The 17,442-nt window shown below is 68.3% G+C and carries 17 protein-coding genes; 7 read left to right on the top strand and 10 right to left on the bottom strand.

The window, feature by feature from the left end; genetic code table 11:
- Window position 1: 1 nt before the first annotated feature.
- From PRL19_RS06700 to argH, 4 genes are all read right to left on the bottom strand, one after another.
- Complete coding sequence (locus PRL19_RS06700; RefSeq protein ID WP_337960272.1) at window positions 2-2,461, bottom strand: DUF4175 domain-containing protein; 2,460 nt, start codon at window positions 2,459-2,461, stop codon at window positions 2-4.
- Window positions 2,462-2,544: 83 nt separating this feature from the next.
- Window positions 2,545-3,810, bottom strand: coding sequence for a diaminopimelate decarboxylase (lysA, locus tag PRL19_RS06695; RefSeq protein ID WP_045983639.1), 1,266 nt, complete (start codon window positions 3,808-3,810; stop codon window positions 2,545-2,547).
- Window positions 3,811-3,978: a hypothetical protein gene (locus tag PRL19_RS06690; RefSeq protein WP_273744314.1), complete on the bottom strand. Its 168-nt coding sequence runs from the start codon at window positions 3,976-3,978 to the stop codon at window positions 3,811-3,813.
- A complete protein-coding gene (gene argH, locus PRL19_RS06685) occupies window positions 3,975-5,375 on the bottom strand; it encodes an argininosuccinate lyase (RefSeq protein ID WP_273744313.1) in 1,401 nt (466 codons plus the stop codon). The genes PRL19_RS06690 and argH overlap by 4 nt, the downstream gene beginning before the upstream one ends.
- A gap of 23 nt (window positions 5,376-5,398) precedes the next feature.
- Here argH and PRL19_RS06680 point away from each other — a divergent pair, with 23 nt between their 5' ends.
- Window positions 5,399-5,947: a TlpA disulfide reductase family protein gene (locus tag PRL19_RS06680; protein ID WP_273744312.1), complete on the top strand. Its 549-nt coding sequence runs from the start codon at window positions 5,399-5,401 to the stop codon at window positions 5,945-5,947.
- Here PRL19_RS06680 and PRL19_RS06675 read toward each other — a convergent pair.
- Window positions 5,925-6,500 (bottom strand): DNA-3-methyladenine glycosylase I, encoded by a 576-nt coding sequence (locus tag PRL19_RS06675; RefSeq protein WP_420704416.1) that lies wholly within the window; start codon window positions 6,498-6,500, stop codon window positions 5,925-5,927. The two genes, PRL19_RS06680 and PRL19_RS06675, sit on opposite strands and share 23 nt — an antisense overlap.
- Before the next feature lie 111 nt (window positions 6,501-6,611).
- Between PRL19_RS06675 and PRL19_RS06670 the strand changes: the two genes are divergently transcribed.
- The 3 genes from PRL19_RS06670 (at window position 6,612) to phbB (ending at window position 9,524) form a co-directional block, all read left to right on the top strand.
- Window positions 6,612-7,412: an EAL domain-containing protein gene (locus PRL19_RS06670; protein WP_045983643.1), complete on the top strand. Its 801-nt coding sequence runs from the start codon at window positions 6,612-6,614 to the stop codon at window positions 7,410-7,412.
- 130 nt (window positions 7,413-7,542) lie between these two features.
- Window positions 7,543-8,715 carry an acetyl-CoA C-acetyltransferase gene (locus PRL19_RS06665; protein ID WP_045999935.1) on the top strand — a complete coding sequence of 391 codons (1,173 nt, stop codon included), beginning with the start codon at window positions 7,543-7,545 and terminating at the stop codon, window positions 8,713-8,715.
- A gap of 83 nt (window positions 8,716-8,798) precedes the next feature.
- Window positions 8,799-9,524, top strand: a complete 726-nt coding sequence (phbB, locus tag PRL19_RS06660; RefSeq protein WP_273744311.1) for an acetoacetyl-CoA reductase — start codon at window positions 8,799-8,801, stop codon at window positions 9,522-9,524.
- Window positions 9,525-9,605: 81 nt separating this feature from the next.
- On the opposite strand, the gene PRL19_RS06655 is transcribed toward phbB, so the two are convergent.
- From PRL19_RS06655 to PRL19_RS06645, 3 genes are read right to left on the bottom strand one after another with little or no spacing between them, the layout of a single operon-like run.
- Window positions 9,606-9,770 carry a YdcH family protein gene (locus PRL19_RS06655; RefSeq protein WP_064503545.1) on the bottom strand — a complete coding sequence of 55 codons (165 nt, stop codon included), beginning with the start codon at window positions 9,768-9,770 and terminating at the stop codon, window positions 9,606-9,608.
- A gap of 59 nt (window positions 9,771-9,829) precedes the next feature.
- Entirely contained in the window at window positions 9,830-10,588 is a 759-nt protein-coding gene (locus PRL19_RS06650) for a tRNA1(Val) (adenine(37)-N6)-methyltransferase (RefSeq protein ID WP_273744310.1), read from the bottom strand.
- On the bottom strand, window positions 10,581-10,790 hold the full coding sequence (locus PRL19_RS06645; RefSeq protein WP_045983647.1) for a putative signal transducing protein: 210 nt from the start codon (window positions 10,788-10,790) through the stop codon (window positions 10,581-10,583). The genes PRL19_RS06650 and PRL19_RS06645 overlap by 8 nt, the downstream gene beginning before the upstream one ends.
- Window positions 10,791-10,864: 74 nt before the next feature.
- Between PRL19_RS06645 and PRL19_RS06640 the strand changes: the two genes are divergently transcribed.
- The 3 genes from PRL19_RS06640 to PRL19_RS06630 all read left to right on the top strand — a co-directional run bounded on the left by PRL19_RS06640 (window position 10,865) and on the right by PRL19_RS06630 (window position 15,973).
- Window positions 10,865-11,866: a polyprenyl synthetase family protein gene (locus tag PRL19_RS06640; RefSeq protein WP_045983648.1), complete on the top strand. Its 1,002-nt coding sequence runs from the start codon at window positions 10,865-10,867 to the stop codon at window positions 11,864-11,866.
- Between the two features lie 245 nt (window positions 11,867-12,111).
- Window positions 12,112-13,518 (top strand): ammonium transporter, encoded by a 1,407-nt coding sequence (locus PRL19_RS06635; RefSeq protein WP_273744309.1) that lies wholly within the window; start codon window positions 12,112-12,114, stop codon window positions 13,516-13,518.
- Window positions 13,519-13,693: 175 nt separating this feature from the next.
- Window positions 13,694-15,973, top strand: coding sequence for a transglycosylase domain-containing protein (locus PRL19_RS06630; protein WP_273744308.1), 2,280 nt, complete (start codon window positions 13,694-13,696; stop codon window positions 15,971-15,973).
- A gap of 63 nt (window positions 15,974-16,036) precedes the next feature.
- Here the strand turns inward: PRL19_RS06630 and PRL19_RS06625 are convergent, their stop codons facing one another.
- Both PRL19_RS06625 and PRL19_RS06620 read right to left on the bottom strand, forming a co-directional pair.
- Window positions 16,037-16,660, bottom strand: coding sequence for an MlaC/ttg2D family ABC transporter substrate-binding protein (locus PRL19_RS06625; protein ID WP_420704415.1), 624 nt, complete (start codon window positions 16,658-16,660; stop codon window positions 16,037-16,039).
- Window positions 16,629-17,417: an MlaA family lipoprotein gene (locus tag PRL19_RS06620; protein WP_273744306.1), complete on the bottom strand. Its 789-nt coding sequence runs from the start codon at window positions 17,415-17,417 to the stop codon at window positions 16,629-16,631. Before PRL19_RS06620 ends, PRL19_RS06625 begins: the two co-directional genes overlap by 32 nt.
- Between the last annotated feature and the right edge of the window lie 25 nt (window positions 17,418-17,442).

The raw sequence follows: 17,442 nt of genomic DNA, 5'->3' as shown, positions 1-17,442 counted from the left end.
GTCAGAACCGGTCCAGCAACCGGCCCAGGTAATCGCGTTCGTCCTGCGGGCGGTCCGGCTGCCCGCTGCGGCGGCGGATCTCGTCCAGCAGGTCGCGGGCACGGCGTGCGGGGTCCAACCCCTCGGCCAGCGGATCGCCGTTGGTAATGACATTGCCGCCACCCATGCTCTCGCGGCCCAGGGGGTCCAACTGCGGCCGGCCCTGATAGGGCTGCCCCTGGCTGCCCTGCGCCGACTGGCCGGGTTGCTGGCCGGGCTGCTGCCCCTCACCGCCCGGCTGGCCCTCCTGACCCTCCTGCCCCTCCTGGGCCATCATGTCGCCCAGGGCGCGCATCCCCTCGCGCATGGACTGGATCGCATCGGCCTGGCGCTGCATCGCGCCGGCCATGTCGCCGTCACGCAGGGCCTGTTCGGCATCCTCCATCGCGCGCCCAGCCTCGTCCAGCTGACGCCGCGCCGCGTCGCCCTCGGGTGATCCCTGCCCCGGCATCAGCCCCTGCTGCTGGCCCAACTCCTCGCGCAGCGCGCGCTGGCGGTCGGCCATGCTGCCGCCGTCCTGGCCCTCGTCACCGGGCTGCTGGCCTTGGCCGAACTGGCGCTGCATGTCGCGGAACGCCTCGTCCGACAGCTCCTGCTGCTCGCGCAGCGTGTCGGCAAGGCGGTTCATCGGCTGGCTGCCCTGCCGGCCCTCTCCCTCGCCCTGCCCCTGGCTCTGCTGAACCTGCAGGTTCTCCATCATCCGGTTGAACTGGTCCAGCAGGGCCTCCGCCTCGGCCATGCGGCCCTCGTTCATCAGGCGCTGGATCTCGTCCATCATCTCCTGGATCTGATCGGCGGTGATGGTCTGGCCCTGCTGGCCGCCCCGGTCAGGGCTGTCGGCCTGATCCTGCGGCTGGCTTTCCTGCGCCAGCATGTCGGTATAGGCGTCGGTCGCCTCGCGCAGCTCGTCCATCAGCCGCTGGACTTCGTCGGGGCTGGCCCCATTGCGGATCGCCTCTGACAGGCGCTCCTGCGCGGCGCGCATCCGTTCCAGCGCATCCGACAGACCGCCATCCTCCAACAGGATCGCGGCCTCCCACAGGGCCTCGGCCAGACGGTCGCGGGCTTCCGGGGTCAGCTCGTCCCCGTCCAGCAGCCGCACCGCCGCGCGCAGCTCGGCATACAGATCGTCCTCGACGAACCCCTCGGGCTGCCAGGTGATGGCGCGCAGGATCTCGGCGCTGCGCCCGGCATTCTGGCGCGACCACAGCAGGTCGCGGCGCAGCTCGATCAGCGTGGCCGCGAACGGATCGAAGAACCGCCGCCCCGGCAGCGGCAGCGCCATCGGGTCGGACTGGCCCGCTTGGTCGATCCCGTCCACCGCGCGCAGCGTGACGGTCACGGGCAGGTTGGCCCAGGGGTGGCGCGACAGGTCCTCGGCCAGCTGTCCCTGCACATCACGGCGGTCGCCCCGTGGCAGGGGCAGGTCCAGCGCCACCGGGTCGCGCGGCTCGGGCGCGACGGTCAGGCCAAAGCGGCGATCGACCGCGTCCAGGTCCAGCGCGATGACCGCCTGAGCCGAGATGACGCCGTGATCGTCCCCGGCCTGGTAATCCTGGATCATCCGCCCGTCGGCGCGGCGCGTGGGCGCGGCGCCTGCGCGGATCACCGGGACGGCATCGGGCTGTACGGTCACGGCGAAACGACGTCCCTGGACGTCGATGCTGCCAGAGCGGTCGGCCCGGAATGCCGGCGCCGTCGGATCGTCCGACGTGACAGGCCCGATGTCCTGGGTCACCTCTGCCCCCTGGGCATAGAGGCGAAAGCTGACCGTGCTGCCTTGGGGCAGGTCAAGCACCTGCCCCTCCTCCAGGGCGTTCAGGTACAGGGTCGGGCGGCGGGTATAGGCGGGCGGTTCGGCCCAGCCCTCCCAGACTGGCCCCTGCGGCGGCGCGGCGCCCGGCTGCGGCGTGGCCATCGTGGCGGCCAGGGCGCGCAGACCCAGGCCCATCTCGCCCGCCCCCCCGAAGATCAGCGCCATCACCAGCGCCACCAGCCCCGCCAATCGCAGGGCGAACGGGTCGCGCCGGGCAAGGTCCGCATCGGGGCGCACCGCGCGCGCGGCCAGCGCGGCATCGCGCATCTGCGCCAGATGCGCCTGCCACAGCGGCCCCTCGCCGCCGATCGCCGCACGGTCGGACAGCGCGGTCAGCGGGCGCCCGGGCAGGGTGCGGTCCAGCCGGGCCAGCGCCTCGGCCCGGCGCACGCGGCGAAAGCGCCATCCGCCCCGCACCGCCGCGATCACGACCGCCAGCAGCCACAGGCCCGCCAGCCAAGGCAGCAGCACTTGAGGCAAGGCCGCCACCGCGCCCAGCCACAGCGCCGCGATGCCGAAGAACAGCAGCGTCGTCAGCGGCCAGAAGGCCCGCGCCGCGCGTTCCCATGCCATGCCCGCGCGGGTCAGGCGCAGGGCACGGGCCACCGGCCCCGTCTCCGTTGTGAAAATACCCTCGGGGGTCCGGGGGCTGACGGCCCCCGGGCTGTCGGTGTCGTGCTGTCGCCCGATCAAAGCCATGCCGGGATGCTATCCCGTGCCAGCATTTCCTCAAACGTGGGGCGTGCCCGGATGACGGCGAAGTGATCGCCCTGCACCAGCACCTCGGGGACCAGCGGGCGGGAATTGTATTCCGACGCCATCACCGCACCATAGGCCCCGGCCGACCGGAACGCGACCAGCCCCCCTGCCGCCAGTTCGGGCAGATCGGCCCCCTTCTGGAAGGTATCGCCCGATTCGCAGACCGGACCGACCACGTCATAGGGCCGGACCGGCGCGCCGACGGCGGGCTCGACCAGTGGGACAATGTCATGATGCGCGCCGTACATGGCCGGGCGCAGCAGGTCGTTCATCGCCGCATCCACGATCAGGAAATCGCGATCCTCGCCGTTCTTGACATAGATCACCCGCGACAGCAGGACGCCGGCATTGCCGACGATGTTGCGGCCCGGCTCGATCTCGATCTGACAGCCCAGATCCCCCACCGTCTCGCGGATCACCTGCCCGTATTCGATGGGCAAAGGCGGCGCGCTGTTGTCGCGGCGATAGGGGATGCCCAGGCCACCGCCCAGGTCCAGGCGGGTGATGTCGTGCCCCTCGGCGCGCAGCGCACGGGTCAGTTCGGCCACCTTCAGATAGGCGGCGCGGAACGGCGCCAGATCGGTCAGCTGGCTGCCGATATGCACGTCCACACCCACGACGCGCAGCCCCGGCAGGGACGCGGCCTCGGCATAGACGGCCATGGCGCGGCTGATCGGGATGCCGAACTTGTTGTCGGATTTGCCCGTGGCGATCTTCTCATGCGTCTTGGCGTCCACGTCGGGGTTCACGCGGATCGCCACCGGCACCGTGGCGCCCATGCTGACGCACAGCGCGGACAGGGCGCGCATCTCGGGCTCGCTCTCGATGTTGAACTGGCGGATGCCGCCTTCGATGGCCATGCGCATCTCGGGGATGGTCTTGCCCACGCCCGAGAACACGATCCGCTCGCCCGGCACGCCGGCGGCCTTGGCGCGGGCGTATTCCCCGCCCGAGACGACATCCATGCCCGCACCCAGATCGCCCATCAGCTTCAGCACCGCCAGGTTGCTGTTCGACTTGACCGCAAAGCAGACCAGATGGTCGGTCCAGTCCAGCGCCTGCCGGAACAGGCCGAAATGCCGCGTCAGCGTGGCCGCGGAATAGACATAGACGGGCGTGCCGACCTGCTGCGCGATGCAGGACAGGGGCACGTCCTCGGCGTAGAGCTCGCCGTTCCTGTAGAGGAAGTGGTCCATCTACAGCTCGGCCGACACGCCGAACCGGGCATCGCCGCTGACGGTGACGCCCATCTGCTGCTGCAGGGGCTTCACGACCGGCCGCTGCGGGGCGCCGTCGACGCCGCAGCTGGCCAGGACGGCCACGACCACGACCAGGACGACGACGATGATGACCGTGTTTCTCATGCCAGTTTCTCCTTCCAGCGGGCGATCTGCGCGCGCACCTGCGCGGGCGCCGTGCCGCCATAGCTTTGGCGCGAGGCGACGGAATTGTGCACGCCCAGCACATTGAACACATCGTCGGTGATCTGACCATGCACCGATTGCATCTGCGCCAGCGTCAGATCGGGCAGATCGACGCCCCGCTGTTCGGCCAGGGCCACCAGCGATCCGGTGACGTGATGGGCGTCGCGGAACGGCAGGCCCAGTTCGCGTACCAGCCAGTCGGCCAGATCCGTCGCGGTCGAGAACCCGGCCCCCGCCGCGGCCTCCAGCCGGTCGCGGTTCGCGGTCAGGTCCGACAGCATGCCGGTCATCGCGGCCAGCGCCAGCATCAGCGTGTCGGCGGCGTCGAAGACCTGTTCCTTGTCCTCCTGCATGTCCTTGGAATAGGCCAAGGGCAGGCCCTTCATCACCGTGAACAGCGCGACGGTCGCCCCCAGGATGCGGCCGATCTTGGCGCGGATCAGCTCGGCCGCGTCGGGGTTGCGTTTCTGCGGCATGATCGACGACCCGGTCGACCACTTGTCCGACATGGACACGAAGCGGAACTGGGCCGACGACCAGATCACCAGCTCCTCGGCCAGGCGCGACATATGGACGGCGCAGATGCTGCTGGCCGCCAGGAATTCCAGCGCAAAGTCACGGTCGCTGACCGCGTCCAGCGAATTGGCCATGGGACGGTCGAAATCCAGGGCCGCAGCGGTCATGTCCCGGTCGATCGGATAGCCCGTGCCCGCCAGCGCCGCGGCTCCCAGGGGCGATTCGTTCATGCGCTTGCGCGCGTCCTGGAACCGCGACAGGTCGCGGCCGAACATCTCGACATAGGCCATCATGTGGTGGCCCCAGGTCACCGGCTGCGCGGTCTGCAGATGGGTGAAGCCCGGCATGACCCAATCGGCGCCGCCTTCGGCCTGCGACAAAGCCGCGCGGATCAGCGCGGTCAGCCCGTCGATGGCCGCGTCGCACTGGTCGCGCACCCACAGCCGGAAATCGGTCGCCACCTGGTCATTCCTGGACCGGCCCGTGTGCAGGCGGCCTGCGGGTTCGCCGATGACCTCCTTCAGGCGGGCCTCCACGTTCATGTGGATGTCCTCCAGGTCGGTGCGGAAGGCGAACTGGCCGGCCTCGATTTCTGACAAGACGGTGAGCAGGCCTTTCCCGATCGCCTCGGCATCGCTATCGCTGATGATGCCCGTGGCGGCCAGCATCGCCGCATGGGCCCGGCTGCCCCGGATATCCTGGGCGTAGAGCCGCCGGTCGAACCCGATCGAGGCGTTGATCGCCTCCATGATCGCGTCGGGACCGGCGGCAAAGCGCCCGCCCCACATGCTGTTGGCGGTGGTCTGGGGCCGGTCGGTCATCAAGTACGTCCTTCGGAGGTCACATGCTGCGTTCCGCCCTGCTTTATACGGCCCTTGTTTTCGGTGCAAACACCGCCTTCGCCGCAGGCCCCGACTGGCAGGCGGCGCGCGACGGGGGGCTGGACAAGCTGGTCGTGGCCGAAGACCCCGCCCCCGTGGCGGCCGCCGAGTTCACCGACCGCGACGGCGGCACCCACACCCTGGCCGACTGGCAGGGCAAGGTCGTGCTGCTGAACTTCTGGGCCACCTGGTGCGCGCCCTGCCGCGAGGAGATGCCCGCCCTGGACCGCCTGCAGGCCGAACTGGGCGGCGACGACTTCGAGGTGGTGACGATCGCCACCGGACGCAACGCGGTCGAGCGCATCGACGATTTCTATGCCGAGGTCGGCGTCGAGAACCTGCCGGTCCTTTTGGACCCGCGCCAGCAGGTCGCGCGCGAGATGGGCGTCGTGGGCCTGCCCGTGACGGTGCTGATCGACCGCGAGGGCCGCGAGGTCGCCCGCTATCTGGGCGACGCCGAATGGGATTCGAACGCCGCCAAGACGCTGGTCACCCAGCTGACAGCGCCCTGACGGGACCATGCCTGTGGCAGGTCACGACATGGTCGTTCACCATGCCCGTGGCCTGCATGAAGGCATAGGTGATCACCGGACCGCAGAACCCGAAACCGCGCGCCTTCAACGCCTTGGACATCGCGTGCGATTCGGTCGTGTCGGTGGGGACGTGTCCCAGGTCCGGCCAGTCGTTCTGGATCGGCGCGCCGCCGACAAAGGACCACAGCCAGGGGGCGAACCCTTCGGACGCCTCGATGTCCAGAAAGGCGCGGGCGCCGCGCACGGTGGCCTCGATCTTGCCGCGGTGGCGGATGATGCCGGGGTTCGTCAGCGCACGGTCGATCCGCGCCGCGTCCCACGCCGCCACGCGTTCGGGGTCGAACCCGTCGAACTCGGCGCGAAAGGCATCGCGTTTCTTCAGGATGGTGATCCAGGACAGGCCCGCCTGGAACCCGTCCAGCACCAGTTTTTCCCACAGCGCGCGCGGGTCGCGTTCGGGCACGCCCCATTCGGTGTCGTGATAGGCGACATAGACCGGCAGATCGCCGCACCATCCGCAACGGTCCATCATCTGTTAACCCAAACCTGAGAAAGAGATCACGATTCACGGCAGGTTAAGCCAATATGGGCAGACTGCAAGCAGACCCGACTCGGTAAGAGGCCGCCCGTGAGCGACAGAATTATGGACAACAGCTCGCCCCTAGAGGACGCGATCCGCCATCAGGACCGCATCACCCTGGCGGCCGTCACGTCGGCGGTGGAAAAGGGCAGCGCGACGCTGGCCTTCCAGCCCATCGTCCAGGCGCAGCGCACCAAGACCCCCGCCTTTTACGAGGGACTGATCCGCATCATCGACGACAGCGGCCGCCTGGTGCCCCTGCGCGATTTCATGCCCCAGGCCGAAGTCACGGAACTGGGCCGCAAGATCGACTGCCTCTCGCTGTCCCTGGGCCTGCAGACCCTGGCCGAGGATCCGGGCCTGCGCCTGTCGATCAACATGTCGGCACGCTCGATCCTGTATCCCGAATGGATCAACACCCTGCGCCGCGGGGTGTCCGACGACACCACGCTGGGCGAACGCCTGATCCTGGAGATCACCGAAAGCAGCGCCATGGGCATGCCCGAGGAGGTCCAGACCTTCATGGCCGAGGTGCAGGGATACGGCATCAGCTTGGCGCTGGACGATTTCGGGGCGGGCTATACCTCGTTCCGCTATCTGCGCGACTTCTGCTTCGACATGATCAAGATCGACGGCCAGTTCATCCGCGAGATCGCGACCAAGCCCGACAATCAGGTCCTGACGCGCGCGCTGCAATCCATCGCGCATCATTTCGACATGTTCACCGTGGCGGAATCGGTCGAGACCGCGGACGAGGCCGCCTTCCTGATCGATATCGGCATCGATTGCCTGCAGGGCTACTATTTCGGGGCCCCGACCATCGCCCCGCCCTGGAAGAAACCCCCGTCCTTGGCCAGCCGCTGAGGGCGACTTCCGCCCATCCGGGCGGGGGGCCATCATCCGAAAGTCCCAAGGCTTCGACTTGACGTAGCGTCCCGAAACAGCATCCTGACCCCAGGCCGGTTCGTCCGGCACTGATGCGAAGGAGTCTGCCGTGACCAAAGCCGTAATCGTTTCCGCCGCCCGCACCCCGGTCGGAAGTTTCCTGGGGGCCTTTGCGAATGTCCCCGCCCATGACCTGGGCGCAGCCGTCCTGGCCGAGGTTGTCGCCCGCGCCGGCATCGACGCGGCCGAGGTCGACGAGACGATCCTAGGCCAGGTGCTGACCGCCGCGCAGGGCCAAAACCCCGCCCGCCAAGCGCATATCAAGGCCGGCCTGCCGCAGGAATCCTCGGCCTGGGGCATCAACCAGGTCTGCGGGTCGGGCCTGCGCGCCGTCGCGCTGGCCGCGCAGCAGGTGATCCTGGGCGACGCCCGCGTGGTGCTGGCCGGGGGTCAGGAAAGCATGTCCCTGTCGGCGCATGCCGCCTATCTGCGCGCCGGTCAGAAGATGGGTGACATGCAGTTCATCGACACGATGATCCGCGACGGACTGTGGGACGCGTTCAACAACTATCACATGGGTCAGACGGCCGAGAACGTCGCCGCCAAGTGGCAGATCAGCCGCGACCAGCAGGACGAATTCGCGCTGGCCTCTCAGAACAAGGCCGAGGCCGCCCAGAAGGAAGGCCGCTTTGACGACGAGATCGTCGGCTATACCGTCAAGACCCGCAAGGGCGAGACGGTCGTCGACAAGGACGAATACATCCGCCACGGCGCCACGATCGAGGCGATGCAGAAGCTGCGCCCCGCCTTTACCAAGGACGGATCGGTCACCGCGGCCAATGCATCCGGTCTGAACGACGGCGCGGCCGCGGTCATGGTGATGACCGAGGACGAGGCCGCGCGCCGCGGCCTGACGCCCTTGGCGCGCATCGCAAGCTATGCCACCGCGGGCCTGGACCCGGCGATCATGGGCACCGGCCCGATCCCGGCCAGCCGCCGCGCGCTGGAGAAGGCCGGCTGGTCGGTCGGCGATCTGGACCTAGTCGAGGCGAACGAGGCCTTTGCCGCCCAGGCCTGTGCGGTGAACAAGGACATGGGATGGGATCCGTCCATCGTGAACGTCAACGGGGGCGCCATCGCCATCGGTCACCCGATCGGCGCCTCGGGCGCGCGCGTCCTGAACACGCTGCTGTTCGAGATGCGCCGCCGCGACGCGAAAAAGGGCCTGGCCACGCTGTGCATCGGCGGGGGCATGGGCGTCGCCATGTGCCTGGAACGCTAAGCCAATTCGGCGCGCAATGATCTTGCGCGCCGAAACTTCATTGATTAGCAATATTTCAAGAACCTAAAGAAGGAGGGGGAAACATGTCGAAAGTCGCACTGGTCACCGGAGGATCGCGGGGCATCGGCGCCGCCATCTCGAAGGCGCTGAAGGATGCGGGCTATACGGTCGCGGCCAATTACGCCGGCAACGACGACGCCGCGCGTGCCTTCACCGAGGAGACCGGCATCAAGACCTACAAATGGTCGGTCGCCGATTACGACGCCTGCGCCGAAGGCATCAAGCAGGTCGAGGTCGAACTGGGCCCCATCGCCGTGCTGGTCAACAACGCCGGCATCACCCGCGACGCGATGTTCCACAAGATGACCCCCCAGCAGTGGAAAGAGGTCATCGACACCAACCTGACTGGCGTCTTCAACATGACCCATAGCGTCTGGAACGGCATGCGCAACGCCAAGTTCGGCCGCGTGATCAACATCAGCTCGATCAACGGGCAGAAGGGTCAGGCGGGCCAGGCGAACTATTCGGCGGCCAAGGCGGGTGACCTGGGCTTCACCAAGGCGCTGGCCCAGGAGGGCGCGCGCGCGGGCATCACCGTCAACGCCATCTGCCCCGGTTACATCGGCACCGAGATGGTGCGCGCCATCGACGAAAAGGTGCTGAACGAACGCATCATCCCGCAGATCCCCGTCGGCCGCCTTGGCGAACCCGAGGAGATCGCCCGCGCCGTGGTGTTCCTGGCCGCGGACGATGCGGGCTTCATCACCGGGTCCACGATCAGCGCGAATGGCGGCCAGTTCTTCGTCTGACATCGAACCGCACTGCTGAAACGGCAAGGCCCGCGCGATCTGCGCGGGCCTTTTTCCGTCTGGTGTCGGGTCGGCGACGGGTCAGTGACCCAGTCTGTTGATCTGCTCCTTGAGACGCAGTTTCTCGCGCTTCATCGCGGTGATTTCGTGGTCGCGGGCACTGGGGCTCCTCTGGGCCCTCTCCACGGCAACCGAAAGGTTCTGATGCTTCTTGCGAAGCTCCTCGACATGGGAAGCAACCGTCATCGCGTACTCCTCTATAGTTGTCTCGAACCAGTCCAGTGCACCACAGCTTGTTGATTCTGTCACGCGGCTTTCGCAATTCCCATCGCGATCGGCGCACCATCGCGCAGAACCTGGGCAGCCAGGGGGGTCAGATCCTCGGCATCGCGGTCGTGGCGGGGGGCGGCATGGGTGATCAGGGGTGCCAGCAGGCGCAGCGGACCGCGCGCGCCCTTTCGCGCCGCGACCAGGACGCGCCCCGCCGGGCTGCCCTCCCGCGCGGCGATGGGCAGGATCGTCACCGCCCCGGCACGCGCGCCAAGCGCGTCCATCACCCCGTCCAGGCGGTCGGCCCGCTGGATCACCGTCAGCCAGCCGCCGGGGCGCAACCGCCTGAGGCCCGCGTCGATCCACTGCGCCAGCGGCGTCTCCTCGCGTCTGGCCAGGGCGCGGCCCGCGTCGGGCGCGGCCGTGCCGCCCAGGAAATAGGGCGGGTTCATCATCACATGGTCAAAGGAGGCGTCGCGCAGATCCCGCGGCGGGTCGGTCAGATCGCCGATCAGGACCGTCAGCGCGATGCCGTTCGCGGCGGCATTGCCGCGGGCCAGGTCCGCATAGGTCTGCTGCCGCTCCAGCCCGGTGATCGCCAGGTCCGGCACCCGCCAGGCCAGGCACAGGCTGGCCACCCCCGCCCCGCAGCCCAGTTCCAGCACCGCCTGCCCCGGCCGCGCGGGACAGGCCGCGGCCAACATCACCGCATCCGCCCCCGCGCGATAGCCGCGCGCGGGCTGACTGATGCGCAGCCGCCCGTCCAGGAAGCCGTCGATGCGGGTGTCAGTCATCCAGCCCGTTGTCGCGCAGGATGGCGCGGGCCATGAATTCGTCGCGGTCCGCGACCATCAGCCGCGCGGGCAGCACGCCGATTGATCCCTCCAGCACGCTCATGTGCTGATCCATCGGAAAGGTGGCGATCCCTTCGGATTCCAGCAGGCTGGTGGCGGCGGACATGCGGACCGGATCGTTGCTGCGGAAAAGCTCTTTCATGGGCGCGACGTTAAGCGGCGGTTGCGCATTTGTCGATGCCGTGGCAATGCACGGTCGCAGACACGGGGTATGGCATGACTGTGCAGGACAACGTCCGCAAACCGCTGGATCGGCTGAGCGAGGCCCTGACCGCCGAAATGGAGGCGGTCAACGCGCTGATCCGCGACCGCATGGCCAGCCGCCATGCCCCCCGCATCCCCGAGGTGACGGCGCATCTGATCGAGGCCGGCGGCAAGCGCCTGCGCCCGATGCTGACGCTGGCCGCGGCCAAGCTGCTGGGCTATCCCGGCCCGTGGCATGTCCACCTGGCCGCGACGGTCGAATTCATCCACACCGCGACGCTGCTGCATGACGACGTGGTCGACGAAAGCGCGCAGCGGCGCGGGCGCCCGACGGCGAACCTGCTGTGGGACAACAAGTCCAGCGTGCTGGTCGGAGATTATCTGTTCGCGCGCAGCTTTCAGCTGATGGTCGAACCCGGCAACCTGCGCACGCTGGAGATCCTGGCCAATGCCAGCGCCACCATCGCCGAGGGCGAGGTGCTGCAGCTGACCGCGGCGCAGGACCTGGCAACCGACGAATCCGTCTATCTGCAGGTGGTGCGCGGCAAGACGGCGGCGCTGTTCTCGGCCGCGACCGAGGTGGGCGGCGTCATCGCCGGTGCGCCCGACGATCAGGTGCAGGCGCTGTTCGATTACGGCGACGCCCTGGGCATCAGCTTCCAGATTGTCGACGACCTGCTGGATTACGGCGGCGCGACCGAGACGATCGGCAAGAACGTGGGCGACGATTTCCGCGAACGCAAGCTGACCCTGCCGGTCATCAAGGCCATCGCCAAGGCCGACGCCGAGGAACGCGCCTTCTGGACCCGCACCATCGAGGCGGGCGACCAGCGCGACGGCGACTTGGAGCACGCGCTGTCGCTGCTGGCCCGTCACGGTGCGATGGAGGCCGCGCGCGCCGATGCGCTGGCCCATGCCGCACGGGCCCGCGCGGCGCTGCAGGTGCTGCCCGCGCATCCGATTCGCGACATGCTGGCCGACCTCGCGGATTTCGTCGTCAGCCGCGTGGCCTGACCGACCCCCTTTTCGTCCTCTCCCACCCTGCGTTTTCGGCGGCCCTTTCGGGGCTGCCGCGGCCGCACGCGGCGCGCCTGAATTTCGGGCATCGCCCTGCATTACAGCCCATTTTCCCAGCATGACCGGTCTGGACGCCCTGAATCAGTGCCTGCGGCCTGTGCAAGCGGCTGCATTCTGCCAATCCAAGGGGCGAAGTTCGCCGCAGCTGCGGCCCGTGGGGTGATGTTAAGGATGAGAGAAGTATGAGAAAGCTTTCCGCATATGGTCTTTTGGCGGCGATCCTGTCCGCCGTCCCAGCCTTCGCGCAGGACGCCGCGGCCCCGGTCGTCGAGGCGGCGGCCCCCATCGTCGACAAGGGCGATGCCGCCTGGCTGATGATGTCGGCCGTCCTGGTCATCTTCATGACCCTGCCGGGCCTGGCGCTGTTCTATGGCGGCCTGGTGCGCGCCAAGAACATGCTGTCGGTGCTGATGCAGGTGTTGACCATCTTTTCCATCATCGCGATCCTGTGGGTCGCTTTCGGCTATTCGCTGGCATTCACCGGTGCCGGCAGCGCCGAGGACGCGACCTTCTTCACCCCCTATATCGGCGGACTGTCCAAGGCGTTCCTGGCGGGCGTGGGCACCGATGCCCTGGCCGAGACCTTCTCGACCGGCGTGTACGTCCCGGAACTGGCCTTCGTGATCTTCCAGATGGCCTTCGCCTGCATCGCCTCGGCGCTGATCGTGGGTGCCACGGCCGAACGGCTGAAGTTCTCGGCGGTGATCCTGTTCGTGGTGATCTGGTTCTGCTTCTCCTACATCCCGATGGCCCACATGGTTTGGTGGTGGGGCGGCCCGTCGGCCTATGACGCGCCCTCGGGCCTGCTGTTCGGGCATGGCGCGCTGGACTTTGCCGGCGGCACGGTGATCCACATCAACGCAGGCGTCGCGGCGCTGGTCGCGGCCATGGTCGCAGGACCCCGCCTGGGTTACCGCAAGGAGCTGCTGGCGCCCCATAACCTGACCTTCACGCTGGTCGGCGGCTGCATCCTGTGGGTCGGCTGGTTCGGCTTCAACGCGGGCTCGAACCTCGAAGCCAACGGCCTGACCGCGCTGGCGATGATCAACACCGCCGTCGCCACCGCCGCCGCCGTGCTGGCCTGGTCGTTCGGCGAATGGATGATGCGCGGCCATCCCAGCCTGCTGGGCGGCATCTCGGGCGCCATCGCAGGCCTGGTCGGCGTGACGCCCGCCGCGGGCTTCGTCGGACCCATGGGCGCCATCGTGATCGGCCTGATCGCCGGCCTGGTCTGCATGTGGTTCGTCATCTCGGTCAAGCCCCGCATGGGCATCGACGACAGCCTGGACGTGTTCGGCATCCACGGCGTCGGCGGCATCGTCGGCGCGATCCTGACGGGCGTCTTCGCGGCCCCGTCCCTGGGCGGCGGCGGCGTGTTCGACTATTCCACCGGCGCGGTGGGCGAATACGCGATGGGCGCGCAGGTCTGGAACCAGACCCTGGGCGTGATCATTGCCATCGTCTGGTCGGCGGTCGTGTCCTTCATCGCGATCCATATCGTCAAGGCGCTGATCGGCCTACGCGTCAGCGACAGCGACGAACGCCAGGGCCTTGACGTGACCACCCACGGCGAGAACGCCTACAACTGATCGGGCGCCCGCCCCACGGCAAAGGCCCGGCCCCTGCGGCCGGGCCTTTCGCATGACCGGCAGACGGGAAAATCACGCTTCGGTCAGCCCAATTCCCCCCGACGCAAACTTGCTGTAAGCTGGATGCCAATTCCGCCGGACCAACCGGCCACGCAGTCACGCAGGCACCCGACGCATGAAACGACCTACCGGTACCCCGCCCCGTTCGGGCAAAAGCCCTGTTGCCGACAAGCGCAGCCAACCCGCGCCGGCCAAGGCCACGCCCCGCAAGGTCAAGCGGCACGGAAAGCCGCGGCGCGGCGGCATCCTGGGATGGATCGCCGGTCTGGTGACGCTGGCCTGGCGCATCGTCTGGGGGTCGATCTGGCGCCTGGCCATGACGGTCGCGCTGATCATCGGCGCCGCCAGCGCCTATTTCTATGTCAGCCTCCCAGAGGCGCAGGACCTGTTCGACGGTCGCGCCCGCGGCAGCGTCACCATGCTGGACCGCGACGGCCGCGTCTTCGCCTGGCGCGGAGAGACATACGGCGCCGTCACCAGCGACCAGATCCCCGAGGTGCTGCAGCAGGCCGTCCTGTCGTCCGAGGACCGCCGGTTCTTCCGCCATTTCGGCGTCAGCCCGCGCGGCATCGCCAGCGCCATCCGCATCAACATGGCCGAGGGCCGCGGCCCGCTGGAGGGGAACGGCGGTTCCACCATCACCCAGCAGGTCGCCAAGCTGCTGTGCCTGGGCGACACGTTCGATCCCACCCGCTTTGCCAACGAGGCCGAGTTCGAGGCCGAATGCCGGTCGGGCGGCATCTGGCGCAAGATCAAGGAGATCCCCTATGCCTTCGCCATGGAGGCGAAGTACAGCAAGGAGGAGATCCTCTCGATCTACATGAACCGCTCCTATCTGGGCGGCGGCGCCCGCGGGTTCGAGGCCGCGAGCCAGGTCTATTTCAACAAGCCCGCGGCCGATCTGAACGTGTCCGAGGCCGCAATGCTAGCGGGCCTGCTGCCCGCACCCAGCCGCTATGCCCCGACCGCCAGCCTGGAACGCGCCCAGGCCCGCGCCAGCGTCGTCATGGGACTGATGCGCCAGGAAGGCTATCTGGACGACCAGCAGCTGGCCCAGGCCCGCGCCAACCCCGCGACCCTGTCGCAGGCGGCATCGGCCCGGGCGGGCGGTTACTTTGCGGATTGGCTGATGGAATCCGGACCCGGCTTCCTGACCAGCGAGACGACCGAGGACGTGACCATCACGACCACGCTTGACCAGCGCATCCAGCGGGCAGCCGAACGCGCCCTGCAGAAGGTGTTCGACGAGAAGGTCAAGGACGGCTCGACCGCCGAGGCCGCGGTCGTGGTGATGTCCGCCGACGGCGCGGTGCGTGCCATCATCGGCGGGCGCGACACGCGGGTGAACGGTGTCTTCAACCGCGCGACCCAGGCCAAGCGCCAGACCGGGTCCAGCTTCAAGCCCTTCGTCTATGCCGCCGCGCTGGAGGCCGGGTATTCGCCAAGCGACCGGATCGAGGACGGCCCCCTGACCATCCGCATCCCCGGCGGGCGCAACTGGTCGCCCCAGAACTATACCCGCAACTATCGCGGCATGGTCACGCTGACGCAGTCCCTGGCGCAATCGCTGAATACCTCGACCATCCGCCTGCAGGAGGTCGTCGGACGCGACCAGGTGATCCGCGTGGCGCGCGATTTTGGCATCGTCAGCAACCTGACCACCAGCCCGTCCCTGGGCCTGGGCGCGTCCGAGGCGACGCTGATGGAACTGACGGGCGCCTATGCCGGCATCCGAAACGGCGGCACGTCGGTCGCGCCCTACGGCGTGGTCGAGGTCGCGATGCAGGGCGACGACCGCCCGCTGATGGGCCAGACCGGCGGCTTTGGTGAACGCGTCATCAGCCAGCGCGCAGCGGGCCAGCTGATCTACATGATGCAGCAGGTGATCTCGAACGGCACCGGCGGGCGCGCACAGCTGGGCGACCGTCCCGTGGCGGGCAAGACCGGCACGACCAGCAGCTATCGCGACGCATGGTTCGTGGGCTTTACCGAACAGTACGTGACCGGCGTCTGGATGGGCAACGACGACAACACGCCCCTGACCGGGGTCACCGGCGGCGGTCTGCCGGCCGAGATCTGGCAGGCGGTGATGCTGGAGATCCATGACGGGCTGCCCGAGCTGCCCCTGTCGACCGTGTCGCCCGACGGCAGCGGGATCATCATGTCCAGCGGCGGCACGACCCCGCAGGTGGTGACCAGCGGATCGGCCGACGATCCGCTGGCCGCGGCGCTGGCCGGGGTGATGAACGGGATCGAGGCGCAGAACAGCGGCCGCGTGATCACCGCCCCCGGAGAGGTCCAGGGCGGGGCCCCCGTCACGCCGGGCAGCAGCGTAGGCGCCGATTCGGACGACGCCCTGTCCCGCGCCCTGAACGGCATCCTGGGCGGAAACTGACCCCCGGACATGAAGAAGCCGCCCGGTCCTGCGACCGGGCGGCTTTTTCGTGGGCCGGTGCGGTCAGCCCGCCTGACGCAGATCGGCGGCCAGCGCCGCGACATCACCCTGCCGACGGGCCAGCATGGCGCCGATCTCGGCCCGTTCGCTGGCCAGCATGTTCACGCCCTCGATGATGATGTTGAAATAGAGATCCTGCCCCGAGCGGTCCGAGACGTGCCATTCGACCTCCAGCGGCGCGCGACCGTTCAGATAGGCCACCGACGTCACCGCATAAAAGCTCTTCAGCTGCCGCGACCCCGTCACCTCGATCCGCGATCCGATGAACTCGCGGAACCGGGCGCCGTACTTGCGGCCGATATAGCCCTGGAACGCCTGCCGGTACTCGGCAAAGGTCGCCGGATCGGTCTGGCGCGCCGCCGGACCAAGCGCCGAACGCGCGATGACATCCACATCCGCATAGCGGGCAAAGATCGCCTCGAACTGCTGATACATCTGGGGGGCGGGCTGGCCCGAATTGATGACCTGATAGACCTCGGCCAGCGACCGGTCGATCAGCGCGTGCGCCCCATCCGCGTCCAGCGCATGGGCGGGACGCCAGGGCAGCACCGCCGTCAGCGACGCGCATCCGATCAGGCCCAGCAGCCCCCGGCGGTCAGTCCGAATAGGGGTCGATGACGTCCGCATCGTCATAGGGGTCGTAATCGTCACCGGTCTCTCCCAGGTCAAAGCGGCGGTTCATCAGCCAGATCAGCCGCGTCTGCGCATAGCTATCCGCACTGCCCTGCAGAATGCCATCCACCGTATCCCCAAAGCGCGCCCGATCACCGGCTTTTGACGCGACCCGCAGGGTGAATACCGTGGCGGCATCCCGACCGTCGAAGACGTGGTACAGCGGATCGATCAGCAGATCGACGACCTGCCCCACCGCATCGCGCTGCGTGGACGGGCCCAGCACGGGCAGTTCCAGATAGGCGCCCTCGGGGACGCCCCAGACTGCCAGCGTCTGGCCGAAATCGGTGTCACGTTCCGTCACGCCGAAACTGTCGGCGGCCGGATCGAAGACGCCGCCCAGCCCGACCGTCGAATTGACCGCGAACCGGGTCAGGTTCGCGCCCGCATCGCGGGGCTTGCCCTGCAGCAGCCCGTTCACGACCTTGACGGGCAAGGACAGGTTGCGCCCGGCATTGATGACCATCTGCAACAGCCCGATCGGCGCATCGGGGTCGCGCGGCGCGTCGTCACCACTGCCCTTCAGCCGGTTCGCGACGGGGCCGATCACCCGCGCATCCAGCCCCTTGTTGAAGGCATGCACGCGGCGGTTCTGCGCCTCGAACGGGTCGTTGATGGTGATGCCGTCCTTCTGGACGGGCGCCTGCGCGCATCCGGCGGCGACAAGCGCCGTCAGCAGCAGGGCCATGACGGGGGGGCTGTTGGGGCGCAAGGGATCCTTAACCTTTCGATGCGAG

Origin of the sequence: Paracoccus marcusii (assembly GCF_028621715.1) — a bacterium.
GTDB lineage: Bacteria > Pseudomonadota > Alphaproteobacteria > Rhodobacterales > Rhodobacteraceae > Paracoccus > Paracoccus marcusii.
The sequence above is the reverse complement of the archived record's forward strand: the minus strand, read 5'-3'. Positions and strand labels throughout refer to the sequence as shown.

Excerpts from the sequence above, each read along its gene's own strand:
- lysA (WP_045983639.1), bottom strand. The coding sequence starts at position 3,810 with ATGGACCACTTCCTCTACAGGAACGGCGAGCTCTACGCCGAGGACGTG.
- PRL19_RS06690 (WP_273744314.1), bottom strand. The coding sequence starts at position 3,978 with ATGAGAAACACGGTCATCATCGTCGTCGTCCTGGTCGTGGTCGTGGCC.
- argH (WP_273744313.1), bottom strand. The coding sequence starts at position 5,375 with ATGACCGACCGGCCCCAGACCACCGCCAACAGCATGTGGGGCGGGCGC.
- PRL19_RS06680 (WP_273744312.1), top strand. The coding sequence starts at position 5,399 with ATGCTGCGTTCCGCCCTGCTTTATACGGCCCTTGTTTTCGGTGCAAAC.
- PRL19_RS06675 (WP_420704416.1), bottom strand. The coding sequence starts at position 6,500 with ATGATGGACCGTTGCGGATGGTGCGGCGATCTGCCGGTCTATGTCGCC.
- PRL19_RS06670 (WP_045983643.1), top strand. The coding sequence starts at position 6,612 with ATGGACAACAGCTCGCCCCTAGAGGACGCGATCCGCCATCAGGACCGC.
- phbB (WP_273744311.1), top strand. The coding sequence starts at position 8,799 with ATGTCGAAAGTCGCACTGGTCACCGGAGGATCGCGGGGCATCGGCGCC.
- PRL19_RS06655 (WP_064503545.1), bottom strand. The coding sequence starts at position 9,770 with ATGACGGTTGCTTCCCATGTCGAGGAGCTTCGCAAGAAGCATCAGAAC.
- PRL19_RS06650 (WP_273744310.1), bottom strand. The coding sequence starts at position 10,588 with ATGACTGACACCCGCATCGACGGCTTCCTGGACGGGCGGCTGCGCATC.
- PRL19_RS06645 (WP_045983647.1), bottom strand. The coding sequence starts at position 10,790 with ATGAAAGAGCTTTTCCGCAGCAACGATCCGGTCCGCATGTCCGCCGCC.
- PRL19_RS06640 (WP_045983648.1), top strand. The coding sequence starts at position 10,865 with ATGACTGTGCAGGACAACGTCCGCAAACCGCTGGATCGGCTGAGCGAG.
- PRL19_RS06635 (WP_273744309.1), top strand. The coding sequence starts at position 12,112 with ATGAGAAAGCTTTCCGCATATGGTCTTTTGGCGGCGATCCTGTCCGCC.
- PRL19_RS06630 (WP_273744308.1), top strand. The coding sequence starts at position 13,694 with ATGAAACGACCTACCGGTACCCCGCCCCGTTCGGGCAAAAGCCCTGTT.
- PRL19_RS06625 (WP_420704415.1), bottom strand. The coding sequence starts at position 16,660 with ATGCGGACGTCATCGACCCCTATTCGGACTGACCGCCGGGGGCTGCTG.